This window comes from Segatella copri (assembly GCF_009494835.1).
Lineage (GTDB): Bacteria > Bacteroidota > Bacteroidia > Bacteroidales > Bacteroidaceae > Prevotella > Prevotella copri_F.
On the sequence record NZ_VZBE01000013.1, the window covers coordinates 97,040 to 116,096 of the forward strand.

The following is a 19,057-nucleotide window of genomic DNA, read 5'->3' on the forward strand; positions in this document are numbered from 1 at the left end:
TAAGAACTATACATATTATATAATAACCCTTAAAAAGATAAGAACTTATGAAGCGACTATTACACATTCAATTTCTATTGGTATTGTTGCTGGCGCTGGGATACTCTCCTTTGCAAGCCAAGCGAATCACACAGTGGCAGGCTCAGCAACAGGCCTACAGCTTCTGGGGAAAGCAGATGCCGCAGAAGGCGAAGGCGAAGAGCCGCACGGCTACTACTGCATCGCCATCGGATGCTTACTATGTATTTAACAACGATGCAGGCGGATTCGTCATTATCGCTGGTGATGATGCCGTAACGCCAGTATTGGGCTATACCTCAACGGGAGCATTTGATGCCGAGAATCTGCCTAACGGACTGAAAGACCTGCTGAAGAGCTATGAACGGCAGATTGCGGCGCTGGGCGACAATTATGTAGCGAACCAGACTGCTACGAGAGCCGCTTTTACAGGCGAAAAACTGCTCAATACTGCGAAATGGAATCAGGACGCTCCTTTCAACAAGTATACGCCAAAAAACTATGTAACAGGCTGTGTAGCAACGGCTGGAGCCATCGTAATGAAGCACCACGGATATCCTGCCAAGGGCACCGGAAGCCATTCCTATACCTGGAACGGCAAGACCTGGACAGCCAATTTCGAGCACGATTATGACTGGGCAAGCATGCCTGCCAAATATGACGGCACCAACGATGCTGCTTTCGACGGCGTGGCAAGATTGATGGCAGACCTCGGTGTGGCAGTGGAGATGCAGTATAAGAAGGACGGAAGCGGTGCTTATATCGGCGACCTGGTAACCGCTCTGCAGAAGTATTTCGGTTACAGCAAACTTTCGCATCTGATGGCAATAGAAGATGTGGGTGCAGAGGCATGGAACGGCAGACTGCGCGAGGAGATTGATGCCAACCGCCCTGTGCTCTATGCTGCTTCTGACCCAGCTGGTGGCGGTCATGCCTTCGTAATTGATGGATACAAGGACGAAAGCTTCAGCGTAAACTGGGGCTGGGGTGGCTATTGTAATGGCTTCTACCAGATAGGAGCCCTGAATCCGGAAAGCGCAGAAGGACCAACGGGCGATAAATATAATGTAGGTCAATCGGCAGTATTCGGCATGGAACCTTCTGATGGTACGGAGAAAGTGTCTGCTATCGGATTCGTGAAGGATAAAGATCGGATGCAGGTACAGAATATGAATATTACCGACGTAAAGAAGGGTCAGAAAGGTACACTCTTTTCTATGCCTATCGGTAATACAGGTGACCGTGTTTTTACCGGAGAGTGCGTCGTAGCCCTTATGAATGCTAAGGGAGAAAGGCGAGAAATCGTATCGTCTCAACCTATGAAATTGGACAAATTGGCAGTTAATAGGTATTATATTTCTCCAACTTTTTCTCTGCAGTTTACACTGGATGCAGAACCGGGTGATTATCTGGCTATCCTAGCTAAGGAAGAAGGTTCTTCGGAATACATAGAACTGTACGACCGAAACTTTGAGAGAAAGCGTTTGCCGGCAACTGGATATGAGCCTCTCACATTTGAACTCAATACGAAAATGGGTAAAGGTGCCACATTTAAGCAAGCTAGTGGCGGATATAATCTTCCTAGCAATTTCTATAAAAACAAGCCTGTCCTCGGTTCTTGTTATTACTATTACCTGACAGTGGATGAGGGCATATCAAAGTTTTTTGCAATAATGAATGGTAAACTGGTGGATAATGTCAGCACAGAGCGCATAAATTATTTCGTAGGTGTGAAGCCGGTTTATGATCTCGAGGTAAGGACTTATAGCGACTATCAGGAGCAGGAACTGGTGGTAAATCAGCCAGGAGCCGGGCAGCTGAAGGAAAAACTTGCCAACGAAGATCCTGACTATGTTGTATACCGAAATATCAAGGTGAACGGCGAGATTGACAAGCGCGACTTTGATGAGCTGGCAAGCCATTATTTCAAGAGCATCGACCTGAGCGGAGCCAAGGTGGTTGCTTATGAAGACAGCAGGGCTGATATGGTTCCTAAGTATGCATTTGAAGGCAATGCTTTTCTGGAGCATTTCAAGATGCCTGCCGGTGTAAAAGAGTTAGGTTCCAACGCCTTTTCGGCAACCAAGCTGAAGGAGATTGACTTGCCAGAGACGATAGAGGAATTCGGCCGCAATACATTCAATTACTGCCTCAAACTGACAGATGTATATATGCGCCATAAGGCGGCTCCTGGCTGGATCAGCTGGTGCGTATTTGCTAGCAAGAGCAGTGATTTGTACCGCACGCTGCATCTCTACGAGGGTTGTAAGGCGAGGTATAATGCTTATCCATACACCAAGAACTGGATTAAGTACTTCGATAATGTGGTAGAGGACCTGGAGCCTACCGGCATCCATTCTGTGACATTGGATAAGAAGCCAGGCAATACTGCCATTTACGACCTGAACGGCCGCCGCATAACTGAGGCAATGAAGAAGGGCGTATACATCAAGAATGGCAAGAAAATCAGCGCGAAGTAATGTTGAGTGTTGAATGTTGAGTGTTGATTATTACAATTAAAAGATAAGAATCCCCTGGTGCTCTCTGTAGCATCAGGGGATTCTTTTTGCAGTAAGATACGCAGGTACACCAGGCATTTCACCCTTCCTGCATTACGAAAAGAGGAGGGTGATGAGCGGGATGGTGATGATGCTGCCAACCGTGGTGATGAACGTCATCTCGGTGATGAGCGAAGGATTGCGGCCGTATTTCAGACAGAACATCGTGCCGAAACTCGCTACAGGCATCGCAATGACAACCGTATTGATGTCGTTGACCTGATCGCTTACACCACATACCTTGAACAGGAAATAAATGCTCAGAGGTACTACCACAAGACGCAAGAACGAGGAGAGGTATACCTTAGGACTGCCGATAATCTCCTTCACCGGCAACTTAGCCATCGAGGAACCGATAATCATCAGGGCTGCCGGAACCGTTATGTTGCCCACCATCGTTACCGGACGCGCAATGATATCAGGCGTATGAACCCCGAAAGCTACCAGAAGGGCGGCAACAAAGGCACCCAGAAGAGCCGGAGAAAACAGCACCTTAGGATTGAACTGCTTGATGCTGTACTCGCCCTTGATGAGCATGACACCTGCCGTAAAAATAAAAAAGGTGTTCGGCATGTTGAGCAGCGCGGCATAAAAAATGGCCTTCGGACCGAATATGCTCGAAACAATAGGGTAGCCGATGAAACCTACATTGGCAAACATCAGCGCAAAACCTATCATGCCCTGGTCATCATGATTGCGCGTGATGAGACGCGGCACCCAGAAACCGAATACCAGCAAAAGGATGTAGGTAAGAAAACCTACGCCCAGGAGGGGAAGGATGAGCGTGCGGTCGGGCAGCTCATCGCCCATTACTGACGAGAGCACCAGCAGGGGACAGGTGATATCTACCACCATGCTGGATAACTTCTTGTCAAACTTGTCGCCCATATATCCCAACTTGCAGGCGACGTAACCTAAAATCACGATGATGAAAAGTATCACCATCACTTCCAAATTCTCCATTTTATCCTGAAAATCTATACCTTATATATATATGTATGCCGGAATCCCGATATTCTCTCGGAATTTCCGGCAAAAATGGGTTAATCGATAAATCGCCTGGTAATATCTCCGTAGTTCTCGATGCGGCGGTCGCGGAGGAATGGCCACCAGCGGCGCACATTCTCGCTGTGCTTCAGGTCGATATCTACCACCAGGCTCTCTTCTTCCTGATCGCTGGCGCGGTAGTAGAGCTCGCCCTGAGGACCGGCTACGAAACTGCTGCCCCAGAACTGGATGCCCTCGGTCTGACCGCTAGGATCAGGCTCGAAACCTACGCGGTTTACGGCGATGACCGGCAATCCGTTGGCTACGGCATGGCCTCGCATCACGGTAGTCCACGCCTCGCGCTGGCGCTGCTGCTCCTCCTCGGTATCATAGGTGGCATAGCCGATGGCGGTAGGATAGATGAGCATTTCGGCTCCCTGCAGCGCCATCAGACGGGCTGCTTCGGGATACCACTGGTCCCAGCAAACCAGCACGCCGAGCTTGCCTACAGAAGTCTGGATAGGGTGAAAACCGAGGTCGCCCGGAGTGAAATAGAACTTCTCGTAGTAGGCAGGATCGTCGGGGATGTGCATCTTGCGGTATTTTCCGGCTATGCTTCCATCCTTCTCCATCACTACCGCCGTATTGTGGTAGAGCCCCGGAGCGCGGCGCTCGAAGAGGGAGGTGACGATGACAACGCCGAGATCCTTGGCAAGCTTGCCGTAGAAATCGGTCGAAGGGCCCGGAATAGGCTCTGCCAGGTCGAAGAGGTCAACATCCTCTACCTGACAGAAATAGAGGGAGTTATGAAGCTCCTGAAGCACGATGAGCTCTGCGCCGCGATGGGCGAGGTCGATGATGCCTTCTGCCAGGCGCTGCTTGTTGTTGGCGATATCTGCCGTATTATGAAGTTGTAATAAACCGACGTTCATAGTTTAATATTGAGTGTTGAATGTTGAGTGTTGAATGTTGAATGTTGAGTCTCTGAGTGCGCCTTCAGGCAACTGCATGGTGATGCAGTGGATGCTGCCATGCTGGCGGATGATGGTCTGCGAATCTACGCCGATGATTTCGCGGTCGGGGAAGGCGAGCTGAATCTGCTTGCGTGCCTCCTCGTCCTTTTCCGGCTGATTGTAGGTGGGATAAATCACCGCCTTGTTCAGTATCAGGAAGTTGGCATAGGTGGCTGGCAGGCGGTCGCCCTCGCTCTCCGGGTTGGTGGTGAGGCAGTCGCCCTCATCATAGATAGGGTCGGGCATCGGCAGTTTGAGCAAGCGGTAAGGGTATCCCTCCCAGGTGAAGAGGCCCTTGAGCTGCTTCTCCAACGCCTGGAAGTCTTCATACTGCTCATCTTCGGGATTATCGCAGCCTACATATAATAAGGTGTCGTGCGGTGCCACTCTCACGATGGTGTCGATGTGACCGTCGGTATCATCGCCTATCAGATTGCCGTGATCCAGCCAGACGACTCTCTTGAGCTGGAAGAAAGTCTGCAGCAGATGGTCGATGCTGTCGTGGTCGAGCGGCTGGTTGCGGTGAGGCGCCAGCAGGCACTGTGAGGTGGTGAAGAGTGTACCCTTTCCGTCACTCTCGATGCTGCCTCCTTCGAGCACGAAGCCCTGGTGGTTCTCTATATCGGCATTGAAGGCTGCCTGATAGTATAGTTGCAGGGTGATGGCATTATCCTTCTCCCATCTGAACTTTTCGCCCCAGCCGTTGAACTTGAAGTCGAGTATGCGGTAAGGCACCATCCAGGTGTTCTGCTTTTTGCGCAGCACCATGGTGAGGGGTCCGTGGTCGCGCACCCAGGTATCATTGCTTTCTACCTCGTAGAGCAGCACGCGGCTCATCTGTTCGGCAGAGAGCTTTTTCTCGAGCTGGTATCGGGTGGCAGGCACATCGGGTGTAGCCACAAGCAGCTGCTCGTAGCGCGTGATGATATCTGCCAGTTCGAGATAAGTATCTGTTATTTCAGGCAGATACGGCTTCCAGTCGGTGCCGGCATGTGGCCAGGTGAGCATGATGGCGCTCTGTGGCTCCCATTCGGCAGGGAGTGCGAAATCGCAGGGTAATGTAGATTGATGCATAAGCTATACTATTTTTATGATACGATGTTCTAAACCAATTTATTATACTCTGTTCTTCATCGGGAACCTTTCCTTGGGGACGGGCTCCGTTCTGCTTTTATGAAGTATGCTTGCAAAATTAATAAAAAATCTACAACTATCGGCTGTTTTTGTGAAATATTTTGCGCAAAAGCGAAACTTTGTATTAAAAAAGTTTAAACAGAGGGCTGTATGGAGATAAAATCGGGGAAAAATGAGTAACTTTGCAGTCTAAAAATAAAATATTGAATAGGAGCGTGAAAATTAAACAGGTAGTTGATGCCCTTGAACATTACGCGCCTCTGCCCTTGCAGGAAGGATATGATAATGCCGGCCTGCAAGTTGGATTGACAGAGGCGGTAGAAATGTCAGGGGCATTGTTGTGTCTTGACGTTACTGAAGCCGTGGTAGACGAGGCCATCCGGAAGGGATGTAACCTCATCGTGAGCCATCATCCGCTGATATTCCGCAAACTGGCGAGAATCTCGGACGAGAACTACGTGCAGCGTACCGTGCGCAAGGCGATTAAGAATGATATTACCATCGTGGCGATGCATACCAACATGGATGCGGCTGCGGGCGGCGTGAACTTCAAGATTGCCGAGAAACTGGGACTGCGAAACGTGCAGTTCTTTGCTGGCGAGAAGGAAGTGGACGGCGTGAAGGGCGGCGAGGGCGTCATCGGGGAGGTGGCTGAGGACCTGGCAGCCGACGACTTGGTGCTGATGCTCAAGGAGCGGTTTGGCGTAGAGTGCGTGCAGTGCAACCAGTTGCTTCGCCGGCCTATCAGGAAGGTGGCGCTCTGCGGTGGAGCAGGTGCTTTCTTGCTCGACGCAGCCATCAAGGCAGGTGCCGATGCCTTCATCACGGGCGAGATGAGCTATCACGAGTATTTCGGCCACGAGCAGGAGATTCAGATCTGCGTCATCGGCCACTATCAGAGTGAGCAGTTTACGGGCGAAATCTTCCGCAGCATCATCCAGGAGAATTTCCCTGATGCCAAATGCTGCATCTCGGAGATAAATACGAATCCGATATTGTATTTATAGGTTGGAAGGGCGCAAGCCTCATTCAACATTCAACATTTAACATTCAACATTAAAAAAAATAAAGTTATGGCAAAGAAAGATCCTACAGATTTGACAGTGGAAGAGAAGTTGAAGGCTCTCTATCAGCTTCAGACCACCTTGTCTGCAATTGATGAAAAGCGTGCGTTGAGAGGTGAGTTGCCTCTCGAAGTTCAGGATTTGGAAGACGATATTGCTGGTCTTACCACCCGTATCGAGAAAATCCAGACCGATATTGAGCAGTTTGACCGCGCCATCGATCAGAAGCAGCACGAGATTGAGGAGGCTCAGGCTAGCGTGGAGCGTTATAAGAAGCAGCTCGAAATGGTTAGCAACAACCGCGAGTATGATACTTTGAGCAAGGAAATCGAGTTCCAGGAGCTGGAAATCGAACTTTGCAGCAAGAAGATCCGCGAGGCGCAGCAGACAATCAACGAGCGCCTGTACGACCTTCACAAGGCTGAGGACCAGAAGGCTGACCGCGAGAAGGGCTTGGTAATGAAGCGTTCTGAGCTTGAGTCAATCATGGCTGAAACCCGTGAGGAAGAGGAGAATTTGAAGGAGAAGGCATTCGAGCTCGAGAAGAAGATTGAGCCACGTTTGCTCCAGAGCTTCAAGCGCATCCGTAATGGTGCCCGCAACGGTTTGGGTATCGTTTACGTGCAGCGTGATGCATGTGGCGGTTGCTTCAACAAGATTCCACCTCAGCGCCAGCTCGATATCAAGATGCACAAGAAGATTATCCCTTGTGAGTATTGCGGCCGTATCCTCATCGACCCAGAATTGGCTGGTGTTAAGATTGAGGCTCCTAAGAGCGAGGAGAAGCCAAAGCGCAAGCGCGCTATCCGCAGAAGAAAGACTGAGGATGAGGATTAATCTTCCTCCTCTCTCCGCTCTTTTCGGATGATAATCTTCTGATAAAGATACGATAAGATACAATGAAGGCTCGCCAAAATTGCTTGGCGAGCCTTTATTTTTTTTCGTTTTCAGGCAGCTAGGACAATCTGTCTTAACTCCTTTAATCCTAATCTGGAACCTAGAGTCCTCTAGCCTTGTAAATGCGGTCTTTGGCGTCGTTGATTTCCTGGAATTTCTTCTCGGCTGCACGGCGCACATCTTCGCCTAGGGCTGCTACCTTGTCAGGATGATGCTTGAGCGCCATCTTGCGGTATGCGGCCTTCACCTCATCGTTTGAGGCGTCAGGACTGATACCCAGAACACGGTAGGCATCATCCAGACTGCCTGCTGAAGAAGCCCCGCTCTCCAGGTTCAGCATCTGGTCTACATCCTCGGCAGAAAGACCCATGTGGATGGCCATCTCCTTGAGTGCCTGAATCTCCTGAGAATTCACAACTCCATCAGCCTGGGCTATCATGACGAGGAAATTGAGCAACTGCAGGCGCTGCTCATACATCATGTTGGCACGTATCTGATGACAGCTGTCCTGTATCACCGAACGGTACTGCTGCATGCCCATCTGCTTCTGCTGTTCGAAGAGTTTGAGGAGGATTTCCTCGCCCTGCTGCTTGGCTGCCTCGCCGAAATTCTGACGCAGGAAGCGGCGCACCATCTCCATCTCGGAATGCATGATCTTGCCATCTGCATTGATGATGTAGGAGCTGAGCACCAGCAGCGAGAACATGAAGGAGTTTCGCTCTCCCTCATAACTCTGCTGGCGGCCGTAGCCCTGGTTTCCGAAGCCCTGGCGGCCGTTGTGCTGCTGGCCGCTGTAGGCATCGTAGGCGTTGTTGTAATGGTGGTCGCCGTCGCGGTTTACCGCATCCAGTCCGTGCTCAAAGAGGGAACCGAGGGCATAGCCTGCCAGGGCTCCCAGCGGACCGGCTGTGATGAAACCGAGCACACCACCAATCCATTTACCTGCTGCCATCTTTTAGTTGTTGAAATAGTAGAGGAATGAAGCGATGCCTGAGAGGGCTGGCTTGCGCTGACCTTCTATTTCGATGTCAAACTTGATGCTGGTCTTGCAGATGCCACGGATGTTCTGGATGTCGTGGAGAGTGGCTACCAGGCGCACGCGTGAACCGGTGATGACTGGCTGACCGAACTTCATCTTGTCCATGCCGTAGTTTACGAGCATCTTGAGGTTGTTTACCTCGATAATCTGCTGCCAGAGGTATGGGAGTACTGAGAGGGTGAGGTAACCGTGAGCAATGGTGCTGTGGTAAGGGCTCTCTACCTTGGCGCGCTCTACGTCTACGTGGATCCACTGTGGGTCGAGTGTAGCGTCTGCGAACTTGTTGATACGGTCCTGGTCAATCTGCAACCAGTCTGATTCTCCTAACTTCTCACCGAGGTGAGATGCAAATTCCTCATAGGAATTGATTACTAATTTTGCCATTTCTTATTTTTCTCTTTATTATAAATATTATTGTTTTCCTATTTTCCGTCTTCAGCTTTCAGCTTTCAACTGTTAACTTTTAACTATTAACTTTCAGTTCAGATCAGTCTCTTCTGAAAATATCGCGGGTGTAAACCTTTTCTTCCACATCATCCAGACACTTGTCATACCGGTTGGCGATGATGGCCTGGCTCTGCTGCTTGAAGGCATCCAGGTTGTTTACGATGCGGCTTCCGAAGAAGGTGGTTCCGTCTTTCAGCGTAGGTTCGTAGATGATAACCTGCGCGCCCTTTGCCTTGATGCGCTTCATCACGCCCTGTATGCTGCTCTGGCGGAAGTTGTCGCTGTTGCTCTTCATCGTGAGGCGGTATACGCCGATGGTGCAAGGCTTCTCTTCCTCCTCGCTGAAGTTGTTCTGGTTGGCATAATCGTAGTAGCCAGCCATGTTCAGCACGCGGTCGGCGATGAAATCCTTGCGGGTGCGATTGCTCTCCACAATCGCCTGAATCAGGTTCTCAGGCACATCGGCATAGTTGGCGAGCAGCTGCTTGGTATCTTTCGGCAGACAGTAGCCGCCGTATCCGAAGGAAGGATTGTTGTAGAAGGTTCCGATGCGAGGGTCCAGACCCACTCCGTCGATAATCGCCTTGGTGTCGAGGCCCTTCATTTCGGCGTAGGTATCCAACTCGTTGAAGTAGCTCACGCGCAGGGCGAGGTAGGTGTTGGCGAAGAGTTTCACGGCTTCTGCCTCGGTAAGTCCCATGAACAGGGTTTCTATGTCTTGCTTGATGGCTCCCTCTTTCAGCAGTTCTGCAAAGGTGCGGGCTGCCTGCTCCAGTCGCTCGTCACCATTCGGTCTGCCCACGATGATGCGGCTCGGGTAGAGGTTGTCATAAAGTGCCTTGCTCTCGCGCAGGAATTCAGGAGCGAAGATGATGTTCTTGCTGCCCGTCTTCTGGCGGATGCTTTCGGTGTAGCCTACCGGAATGGTGCTCTTGATGACCATGATGGCATCGGGATTCACCTGCATCACCAGGCGGATGACTTCTTCTACGTGCGAGGTATCGAAGTAGTTTTTCACCGGATCATAGTTGGTTGGTGTGGCAATCACTACGAAGTCGGCATCCTTATAGGCTTCTTCTCCATCGGTTGTGGCTTTGAGGTTGAGTTCCTTTTCAGCCAGATATTTCTCTATGTATTCGTCCTGGATAGGCGAGCGGCGCGAGTTGATGAGCTCCACCTTTTCGGGTATCACGTCTACGGCCACCACCTCATGATGCTGGCTCAGCAGGGTAGCGATGCTCAGGCCTACATATCCTGTTCCGGCTACGGCGATTTTTATCTTTTTATTCTCCATTTCTTTCTGTTCTTTTAAGATAGGCTGCCTGCGGGCAGTTTTTATACCTTAATATATATATATTATCTGCAAAGATAATGCAAAAGGAGGAGACTACAAAATGAAAATGGGTTTTTTATTAAAAAATAACGCGGAAAAGAGGATGGGAGAGAAAGAAGCGACCCAAAAAGGAAGAGAAAGGAGTGCTCAAAAAGGGAGAGGAAAAGGAGGCAGAAAAAGGGAGAGGAAAAGAAGGCAGAAAAAGGCCTTCAAAATTCGCGAATTCTAAAACGGATGGCCGGTTGGGCGGAAATTCGCAAATTTTGAAGGCTGGGGAAAGCTCTGTTTAAAAACTTCCGGACTATCCCCGACGCTCTCATAATGTCAATAAATCGGAATAATCGGGAATAGTCTCTAAAAATACATATTTTTTACTTTCATAATCCATCTTGCAGATGTAATGCTCCAGCCCGTTGCTCACCACCAGAAAGTCGACATGGAGCAGAAGATTGTAGACCGAAATCTGGTCGAACACTTTCTGCGTGATGGGGATGTGAGGGGCTTTGTACTCGATGATCATGCGGGGCTGCAGCTCACGGGAGTAGAGCACACTGTCGGCGCGCAGCACCTTGTCGCCACATTTCAGCTGGATCTCGTTGGCGAGCAGCGAGGCAGGATACCCCTTGTGCTCGATGAGAAAATGAACGAAATGCTGGCGCACCCACTCTTCGGGAGTGAGCGTGATGAACTTCCGGCGCAGCACATCCAGTATCTGGGGATGCTGTTTTGAGCCCGAAACCTTGATGTCGAAAGATGGCAAATTTAAGCGAATCATTTTTCTATACCTTATTATATATAGGGGTTATATTTCTTTCTTTTCTGTTTTCGATATGGTTTCTTTTCTTCTTTTAACCATACCTCATTTTCAAAAACTACCTCTTTTATATAGGCAGTTCAATTTATTTTTTGTAACTTTGCAGTCGAAGTGCAGCTGAAAACTGCACCTCAGAAAACTGCGAACCTGGAGGCGGAGCAAATGCTTGTCCGCACCTCCGGAGTTTGCTGGGTGCAAAGTTACAAAAAATAATCCAATGGTAGAAAAGAAAAGTGCAATAAGTTACGAGTCAATCATGAAAGATTTGAAGGCTCGGAAGTATTCTCCCGTCTATGTTCTGATGGGCGAGGAACCTTTTTATATAGATAAGATCTGCGACTACATTTCAGAAAATGTGCTCCAGCCCGAGGAGCGTGACTTCAACCAGACGGTAGTTTTCGGAGCTGATGTTACGGGTGCGCAGGTGGCAGATTTGTGCAAGGGCTACCCGATGATGGCGGAGTATAGAGTGGTGGTTGTGAAAGAGGCTCAGAATTTGCGGAATTTGGAAGCACTCGAGAAGTATCTCGAAAATCCGGTAAAAACAACCATCCTTGTTTTCTGTCATAAAAACGGCAAGCTCGACAGTCGTAAAAAGTTTTCTGCCCTCGCTGCCAAGGCGGGTGTGGTTTTTGAAAGCAAGAAACTCTACGACCGAAATCTGCCGGGCTTCATCGAGACTTATCTCAAGACCCGCAAGGCGACCATAGAACCCAAAGCTACCCAGATGGTGGCTGATCATGTGGGAGCAGATTTGCACCGACTCACTTCCGAGCTCGACAAACTGCTCATTTCTCTTCCTGAGAACGACCGGCGTGTTACTCCGGAGATTGTGGAGCGAGAAATAGGGGTGAGCAAAGACTTCAATGCCTTCGAGCTGAGAAGTGCCATCGTCAGCCGCGATGTGTTCAAGGCAAATCAGATAATAAATTATTTTGACAGCAATCCGAAGAGCGGTTCTCTCTTCACGCTTCTCCCGATGCTCTTTACTTATTTCCAAAACCTGATGATTGCTTATTATGCACCCAACAGGCAGAACGAAAATGAGCTCGCAAAATTCCTGGATTTGCGCGGAGCTTGGGCGGCGCGCGAATATATTACAGGAATGAGGAACTATACGGGCGTGAAAGTGATGGCGATTATTGAGAAGTTTAAGGAGGTGGATGCGAAGATAAAGGGACTGGATAATCCGTCCACTCCGGTGGGTGAACTGATGAAAGAACTCATCTTTTTTATCCTTCACTGATGCTGAAGAGCGAGGTGGGGGAGAGTAGGCGAGCTCCTGCTGAGAGTTTTCTCTCGGCAGGAGCTCGTTTCCGTTTTCGGCCTTCTTTGCTGCCTGTTTCCTGAAAGCAGCCAACTAGCGTTTAGCATTATAAATTTGCCCCAAATAGGGGATTTTCGGCTCTTTTTGGGGCGCTTTCCTGGGCTCATTTTGGGCGATTTTTGGGCAAAAATGGGGGATTTAAGCGATTTTTCGAGCTAGATGCCCATTTTCCTGTTTCGCCTGAAAATAGACTTAACTTTATTGGTTATCAGTAACTTACATAAATTAACCCTCTTCATTACTCGCGAATTTGCCCGTTTCCTTGCCGATGGGCTGGAATACGCTAGAAATGGAAAAATTAGCCATTTCCTGTTGTCTGAAATCGGTCGTTTGCATTTGTTAAGGTTTATATTTCCTAAGTTTATGTTTTTAAATTCACAAATCAAAACGGGCGATTTTGATTTATAAACATAAACGCAAGAAAACTAAATACACGAATTTATGTTTTATATTTATAAAAATAAAGGTAAAATAGGGTGTTTATGGTTATGAATGAATAAATATTCATACTATATTTTGAATTTGTAAGTAACGGAAACTCAGTTAGTTATGTATTTTAGTTGTTTTATAAACCATAGACTTTTACATAGGTGTTGGGTAAACATTGCATAAACCGCTCTATATACCTTTATTTAGGTGGTTTATGGTATGAATAACCAGTGATTTAGCCTAAATCTATAAAGAAAAGGTTCGTCATATATTTTGATTGATAGGTTTATATTTATAAAACTAAACCTAAAAACCGAACACTGGAGTGAGTAGAATTTAAATTTATAAACAGAAACCTAAAGTTTAAAAATCTAAATTTATTCAGAAATGTTTGGTTATTCTAAATTTTTGCTTTATCTTTGTAAAATCAACCGAAAAAGGGTCAAAAAGTGGCTTGTTCGGAAATAAAACATCGTATCAGTAGAAAAATGAACGCTAAAATTTTTAGAGCATGAAAGATAGAATCAGACAGCTGATGGAGGACCAGCATCTCACTCAGCAAAACTTCGCTCAGATGATCGGAATCTCGACCGCTACGCTGAGCAATATTTTCAACGGGAAGACCAATCCATCGCTTAGCATTGTGGATGGCATCCATAAGAGTTTTCCTCAGGTAAACGTTTATTGGGTACTCTACGGTACTCCTCCTATGTATCAGAACCAGGCTTCCCAGGGTGACAGCGAAGAGGGTGCTGCAGACATGTATCAGGGCATTACGGATGGAGCAGCCGGTGGTGCTGAGGGGATGAAGCAGGGCAGTCAGCCTTCTGGAGCCGCCTCTGCCGAGCCTATGCTCGATTTTGGAGCCGAAGGAGCCACAGCCTCCCCTACTTCTCCTTCGCTCTTTGACCAGCCTCAAATGCAGGGTGTAAATCGTACACCTAAAAATATCGCCCAAGCGGCGGTAAAATATGTAGACAAACCGCAAAGAAAGATTACCGAAATCCGTATTTTCTACGATGATCAGACCTGGGAAACCTTCGTTCCTAAGAAATAAAGTAGGGATTGGAGAACCCTAAAACAAACACATAGGAGCGGCGATAAAGAAAAAATATCTCTTTTCTTTTCGTAAATTCGGATTTTTGATGTACCTTTGCATCGTAGAAACGTAGGTGGGCGTAACCGGAAGCTACGCGTACCTATTATAATATACGTACATTATATAATAAGCATATTAAAAATTAGCAATAAGATGAAAAAATATGTTCTCGACCTCAAGGTGGTTTCTGTAGAGGCGCTTAGCGATAAGCATGTTTTGATTAAGCTTACCGATGAGAAACCTTTGCCTGAAATCTTGCCTGGCCAATTCGTAGAAGTAAGAGTAGACCATTCGCCTACTACCATGCTTCGCCGTCCTATCTCCATCAATTTCGTGGATCGTGAAAATAATCAGCTCTGGTTGCTCGTAGCAATGGTGGGCGACGGTACCCGTCAGCTCGGACAGCTCAAGGAGGGCGACGTGCTTAACTGTATGCTGCCTCTCGGCAACGGTTTCACCATGCCTACCGAGAAGAGCCAGAAATATCTGCTCGTAGGTGGTGGCGTAGGTGTGGCTCCGCTCCTCTATTTCGGTAAACTTATCAAGGATTTCGGAGCTGATGTTACCTTCCTTCTGGGTGCACGCAAGGCTACAGATCTGCTCGAACTGGATGAGTTTGCCAAGATCGGAAAGGTATGCATCACTACCGAGGATGGATCGGCTGGCGAGGTAGGTTTCGTTACCAACCACTCTGTTCTGGAGAACGAGAAGTTTGATATGATTTCTACCTGCGGACCTAAGCCGATGATGGTGAGCGTGGCTCGCTTTGCCAAGAAGGCTGGCGTGGAGTGTGAGGTTTCTCTCGAGAACAAGATGGCGTGCGGCGTGGGCGCTTGCCTCTGCTGCGTAGAGAAAACTACCGAGGGTAACCAGTGCGTCTGCAAGGATGGACCTGTCATCAACATCAAGAAACTTACTTGGGAAATCTAATTGAGTGAAGAACGAAGAGTGAAGAATTCGTTTGGAAACGAAGAACGAAGAGTGAAGAACGAAGAATTCTCTTGTCTTTGTTTGTAAAAACATTTTTAAGTAAAAACAGAAGATTATGGCTGATTTAAGTGTAAAGATAAAGGATTTGAAGTTGAAGAACCCTGTGATGACTGCATCGGGTACTTTCGGCTACGGATTGGAATTTGCCGATTTCGTTCCTCTGGAGGAGATTGGCGGTATCATCGTGAAGGGTACCACCCTGGAACCGCGCGAGGGAAACGACTATCCGCGTATGGCTGAAACGCCTCAGGGCATGCTCAACTGCGTAGGTTTGCAGAACAAGGGTGTGGAGTATTTCTGCTCTCACATTTATCCTCAGATCAAGGACATTGATACCAATATGATTGTCAACGTGAGCGGACATTCGCCTGAGAGTTATGCCGAGTGTGCGGCTCGCATCAACGAGCTGGATAAGATTCCGGCCATAGAGCTGAACATCTCCTGTCCTAACGTGAAGGATGGCGGCATGGCCTTCGGTGTAACCTGCGAGGGTGCAGCCAGCGTGGTGAAGGCGGTGAGAAAGGTTTATAAGAAGACCCTCATCGTGAAGCTTTCGCCTAATGTTACCAGCATTGCCGACATCGCCCGTGCCGTGGAGGCTGAGGGTGCCGATTCTGTTTCGCTCATCAACACGCTGATGGGTATGGCGGTGGACATTGAGAAGCGCCAGCCTCTCTTGAGCATCCGCACGGGTGGTTTGAGTGGTCCTTGCGTTAAGCCTGTTGCCCTGCGCATGGTTTGGGATGTGGCTCATGCCGTAAACATTCCGGTTGTTGGTCTGGGCGGCATTTCTTCTGCTAAGGATGCCATTGAGTTCCTGATGTGCGGTGCTACGGCCATTGAGATTGGTACAGCCAACTTCATTGATCCTGCGGTTACGAAGAAGGTGAAGGATGGAATCAACGAGTGGCTTGATGCTCACGGATGCAAGAGTGTGACTGAGATTATCGGGGCCATCAAGTAAATGACACCTTATTATAATAAGGAGTGGCTCATACCTTGACACCCTGTTTTAGGGTGTCAAGTGGGTTAACTCCATGATATACAATAGAATAACTTTTTGTAAAAATATAAGGTTATGGATTTGAACCAGATAAACCCTGTTCTGTTGCTTGCTACGCTGACGCAGCAGATTGTAGAGCAGGAGAAAGAATTGGCAGAACAGAAGGATTCTGCGGAACACTCGTCTGTAAAAGCCTCTCTGAGCGAGAACCTCCTGAAGCGCGGCAATCTGCTGATGCAGATGGGCGACAAGGATGGTGCCGGAAAGGACATGAAGCGCTACCTGGAGCTGAACCCGGAGAAAGTAGGGGAGCTGACAGGAGAATTCAAGGCTGAAGGCAGAGAACATTGCAGATAAAGGAAGGGGCTTGCCTCACGGATTCCGGCGTTGCGTCTCTCCCTAGCGCCTGGCTTTTGAGTACATTTTTCTGCATTTTTCCGTATTCTGATGATAAAAATCGGGCGAAAATATGTTTTTTAGCATAAAATATAAGGAAAATGAAGAAAAATATATCAAATTGTTTGGCAATATCAAAGAAAAATGTTACTTTTGCAGTCGAGTTGAGATTTTAGCAAGTCGAGACTCGAAATCTGAGCACTCCCTGCTCCTTATATAATAAAGGAGAAACGGGCTCGGAAAGAACAAAAGTGAGTAACATATAAAATGTAAAGACAATGAAGAAGTTTAACGCATTCTTTTTTAGCTATTACTTTTACTTTGCAAATAATTGTAAAGCGGGAAGTTGCGTGTAAATTTCAACTTAGGATATTAGATTCTTGAAATCATCGAAACGGTCCCGCTCTTATTGAGTAGGACCGTTTTTCGTAACATTAGACAAGATAAAAGAAACATGAAGAGAATAGCAATTCAAGGAGAGCTGGGATCTTTCCACGACATTACTGCCCACCAGTATTTCGAGGGCGAACAGATTGAAATCATCTGTTGTGCTACCTTCGAAGAGGTGTTCGAAAACATCAAGCGCGACCCTACTGTAGTAGGCATCTGCGCTATAGAAAACACCATCGCAGGCAGTCTGCTCCACAATTACGAACTGCTTCGGCAGAGCGGAACCACCGTGGTAGGCGAACACAAGCTCCATATAGAGCACAGCATCTGCTGTCTGCCAGAAGACGACTGGAGCACCCTGCAGGAGGTTCACTCCCATCCGGTAGCCCTCATGCAGTGCGGCAAGTTCCTAGCCAACCATCCCGACCTCAAGGCGGTGGAGGCAGAAGATACCGCAGGCTCGGCAGCCTACATCGCCCAGCACAAGGTAAGGGGATGGGCAGCCATCTGCTCTTCTTACGCCGCCCACATGTACGGCATGAAGGTGCTGCAGGAAGACATCCACGACAATCCGCACAACTACACCCGGTTTCTCGTGGTCTGCAATCCCCAGAAGGCAGCCCTGCTCCGTCCCATCGAAAAGGCCAACAAGGCGAGCATCGTCTTCAGTCTGGCTCACGATAAGGGATCGCTCTCCAAGGTGCTCACCATCCTGAGTTTCTACGACATCAATCTCACCAAGATTCAGTCGCTGCCAAACATCGGACATGAGTGGGAATACCTCTTCTACGTAGACCTCACCTTCGACAACCTGACCCGATACCGCCAGAGCATCGACGCCATTACGCCGCTCGTGAAGAAAATAAAGGTGTTGGGCGAATATGAGGAGAAGGAATAGTTGATAGTTAACAGTTAATAGTTAAAAATAAGAATTATGATACAACCAGCCAATAGAGTAACGGAAATACAGGAATACTACTTCAGCCGAAAGCTGAAGGAAGTGGCTAAGCTTAATGCCGAGGGCAAAGACATCATCAGTCTGGCCATCGGAAGTCCAGACATGCCGCCTTCTAAGCAGACCATTGACAAGCTCTGCGAGGTAGCCAACAATCCAAACGCACACGGATATCAGCCTACGGTGGGCATACCAGAGTTGCGCAAAGCAATGGCTGGTTTCTATAAGCGCTGGTATGATGTAGACCTCGACTGGGCTACAGAAATCCAGCCCCTCATAGGTAGCAAGGAAGGCATTCTGCACGTAACGCTCGCCTTCTGCAACCCTGGCGATGAGGTGCTTATCCCGAACCCGGGATACCCTACCTACACCGCCATCAACAAGATTCTGGGTACCAAGATTACCTACTACGATCTGAGAGAGGATAACGGATGGCAGCCCGATTTCGACGCCCTGGAGAAGATGGACCTGAGCCACGTAAAGCTGATGTGGACCAACTATCCTAACATGCCGACAGGCGGTGTGGCAAAGCGCGAAACCTACGAAAAGCTGGTGGCATTCGCCCAGAAGCACAACATCGTGGTGGTGAACGACAACCCATATTCGCTCATCCTCAACGAGCACCCAATGAGCATCATGCAGGTGCCGGGAGCTAAGGACTGCTGCATCGAGTTCAATTCCCTGAGCAAGAGCCACAACATGCCAGGCTGGCGTGTGGCGATGATTTCGAGCAACAAGACTTTCATCTCATGGATTCTGAAGGTGAAGAGCAACATTGACAACGGAAGTTTCCGAGGCATACAGCTGGCAGCTGCCGAAGCGATGCTTAACAACACGGATGAATGGCACCGCGAGAACAACATCCAGAACTACCGCCGCCGCCGCGACATTGCTGAGGAGATCATGAAGGTGCTCGACTGCCAGTTTGACCCTAACCAGGTAGGCATGTTCCTTTGGGGCAAGATACCTGAGAAATATGCTGATGTAGAAGACCTGACAGAGAAGATTCTGCATGAGGCTCGCGTCTTCATCACCCCTGGCTTCATCTTCGGAACCAACGGTAAGCGTTACATCCGTATCAGCCTCTGTGCCAAGGATGAGAAGATGAAAGAGGCCCTGGAGAGAATCAAGAAGGTTTTTGAAAAGTAAAAAAGTAAAAAATAA

18 protein-coding genes are annotated in these 19,057 nt (G+C 48.5%); 11 read left to right on the forward strand and 7 right to left on the reverse strand.

The features are described 5' to 3' along the window. Positions 1-47 precede the first annotated feature (47 nt). Complete coding sequence (locus F7D47_RS02495) at positions 48-2,498, forward strand: C10 family peptidase (RefSeq protein WP_153086334.1); 2,451 nt, start codon at positions 48-50, stop codon at positions 2,496-2,498. Positions 2,499-2,630: 132 nt separating this feature from the next. On the opposite strand, the gene F7D47_RS02500 is transcribed toward F7D47_RS02495, so the two are convergent. From F7D47_RS02500 to F7D47_RS02510, 3 genes are all read right to left on the reverse strand, one after another. Further along, positions 2,631-3,539 carry an AEC family transporter gene (locus F7D47_RS02500; protein ID WP_006847346.1) on the reverse strand — a complete coding sequence of 303 codons (909 nt, stop codon included), beginning with the start codon at positions 3,537-3,539 and terminating at the stop codon, positions 2,631-2,633. Between the two features lie 80 nt (positions 3,540-3,619). Next, the gene (locus F7D47_RS02505; RefSeq protein WP_153086333.1) at positions 3,620-4,495 is read right to left on the reverse strand and encodes a carbon-nitrogen hydrolase; all 876 of its coding nucleotides are present in this window, start codon (positions 4,493-4,495) and stop codon (positions 3,620-3,622) included. 3 nt (positions 4,496-4,498) lie between these two features. Continuing rightward, the gene (locus F7D47_RS02510; protein ID WP_153086332.1) at positions 4,499-5,650 is read right to left on the reverse strand and encodes an agmatine deiminase family protein; all 1,152 of its coding nucleotides are present in this window, start codon (positions 5,648-5,650) and stop codon (positions 4,499-4,501) included. 275 nt (positions 5,651-5,925) lie between these two features. On the opposite strand from F7D47_RS02510, the gene F7D47_RS02515 reads away from it, so the two are divergent. Together F7D47_RS02515 and F7D47_RS02520 are read left to right on the forward strand one after the other, a co-directional pair. Then, positions 5,926-6,717: a Nif3-like dinuclear metal center hexameric protein gene (locus tag F7D47_RS02515; RefSeq protein ID WP_006847350.1), complete on the forward strand. Its 792-nt coding sequence runs from the start codon at positions 5,926-5,928 to the stop codon at positions 6,715-6,717. A 66-nt stretch (positions 6,718-6,783) separates the two neighbouring features. After that, complete coding sequence (locus tag F7D47_RS02520; protein ID WP_153086330.1) at positions 6,784-7,611, forward strand: zinc ribbon domain-containing protein; 828 nt, start codon at positions 6,784-6,786, stop codon at positions 7,609-7,611. A gap of 160 nt (positions 7,612-7,771) precedes the next feature. Here the strand turns inward: F7D47_RS02520 and F7D47_RS02525 are convergent, their stop codons facing one another. The 3 genes from F7D47_RS02525 to F7D47_RS02535 all read right to left on the reverse strand — a co-directional run bounded on the left by F7D47_RS02525 (position 7,772) and on the right by F7D47_RS02535 (position 10,451). After that, the gene (locus F7D47_RS02525) at positions 7,772-8,623 is read right to left on the reverse strand and encodes a TerB family tellurite resistance protein (protein ID WP_153086329.1); all 852 of its coding nucleotides are present in this window, start codon (positions 8,621-8,623) and stop codon (positions 7,772-7,774) included. Positions 8,624-8,626: 3 nt separating this feature from the next. Continuing rightward, the gene (locus F7D47_RS02530) at positions 8,627-9,094 is read right to left on the reverse strand and encodes a MaoC family dehydratase (protein WP_006847353.1); all 468 of its coding nucleotides are present in this window, start codon (positions 9,092-9,094) and stop codon (positions 8,627-8,629) included. A 103-nt stretch (positions 9,095-9,197) separates the two neighbouring features. After that, entirely contained in the window at positions 9,198-10,451 is a 1,254-nt protein-coding gene (locus F7D47_RS02535) for a nucleotide sugar dehydrogenase (protein WP_153086328.1), read from the reverse strand. A 142-nt stretch (positions 10,452-10,593) separates the two neighbouring features. Between F7D47_RS02535 and F7D47_RS15020 the strand changes: the two genes are divergently transcribed. Beyond that, positions 10,594-10,719, forward strand: a complete 126-nt coding sequence (locus F7D47_RS15020) for a hypothetical protein (RefSeq protein ID WP_262884369.1) — start codon at positions 10,594-10,596, stop codon at positions 10,717-10,719. Between the two features lie 87 nt (positions 10,720-10,806). Here F7D47_RS15020 and F7D47_RS02540 read toward each other — a convergent pair whose 3' ends face one another. Beyond that, positions 10,807-11,265 (reverse strand): type I restriction enzyme HsdR N-terminal domain-containing protein, encoded by a 459-nt coding sequence (locus F7D47_RS02540; RefSeq protein WP_022120899.1) that lies wholly within the window; start codon positions 11,263-11,265, stop codon positions 10,807-10,809. Positions 11,266-11,521: 256 nt separating this feature from the next. Between F7D47_RS02540 and holA the strand changes: the two genes are divergently transcribed. The 7 genes from holA (at position 11,522) to F7D47_RS02575 (ending at position 19,042) form a co-directional block, all read left to right on the forward strand. Further along, a complete protein-coding gene (gene holA / locus F7D47_RS02545; protein WP_153081215.1) occupies positions 11,522-12,550 on the forward strand; it encodes a DNA polymerase III subunit delta in 1,029 nt (342 codons plus the stop codon). A 1,021-nt stretch (positions 12,551-13,571) separates the two neighbouring features. Then, entirely contained in the window at positions 13,572-14,117 is a 546-nt protein-coding gene (locus F7D47_RS02550; protein WP_153086327.1) for a helix-turn-helix transcriptional regulator, read from the forward strand. 195 nt (positions 14,118-14,312) lie between these two features. After that, on the forward strand, positions 14,313-15,089 hold the full coding sequence (locus F7D47_RS02555) for a dihydroorotate dehydrogenase electron transfer subunit (RefSeq protein WP_117692222.1): 777 nt from the start codon (positions 14,313-14,315) through the stop codon (positions 15,087-15,089). Positions 15,090-15,204: 115 nt separating this feature from the next. Further along, positions 15,205-16,113, forward strand: coding sequence for a dihydroorotate dehydrogenase (locus F7D47_RS02560; protein WP_118200035.1), 909 nt, complete (start codon positions 15,205-15,207; stop codon positions 16,111-16,113). Between the two features lie 114 nt (positions 16,114-16,227). Then, positions 16,228-16,509 (forward strand): hypothetical protein, encoded by a 282-nt coding sequence (locus F7D47_RS02565; RefSeq protein WP_022120894.1) that lies wholly within the window; start codon positions 16,228-16,230, stop codon positions 16,507-16,509. A gap of 493 nt (positions 16,510-17,002) precedes the next feature. Continuing rightward, positions 17,003-17,836, forward strand: coding sequence for a prephenate dehydratase (locus F7D47_RS02570; protein ID WP_006847366.1), 834 nt, complete (start codon positions 17,003-17,005; stop codon positions 17,834-17,836). Between the two features lie 36 nt (positions 17,837-17,872). Next, entirely contained in the window at positions 17,873-19,042 is a 1,170-nt protein-coding gene (locus F7D47_RS02575; protein WP_022120892.1) for a pyridoxal phosphate-dependent aminotransferase, read from the forward strand. Positions 19,043-19,057: the final 15 nt, after the last annotated feature.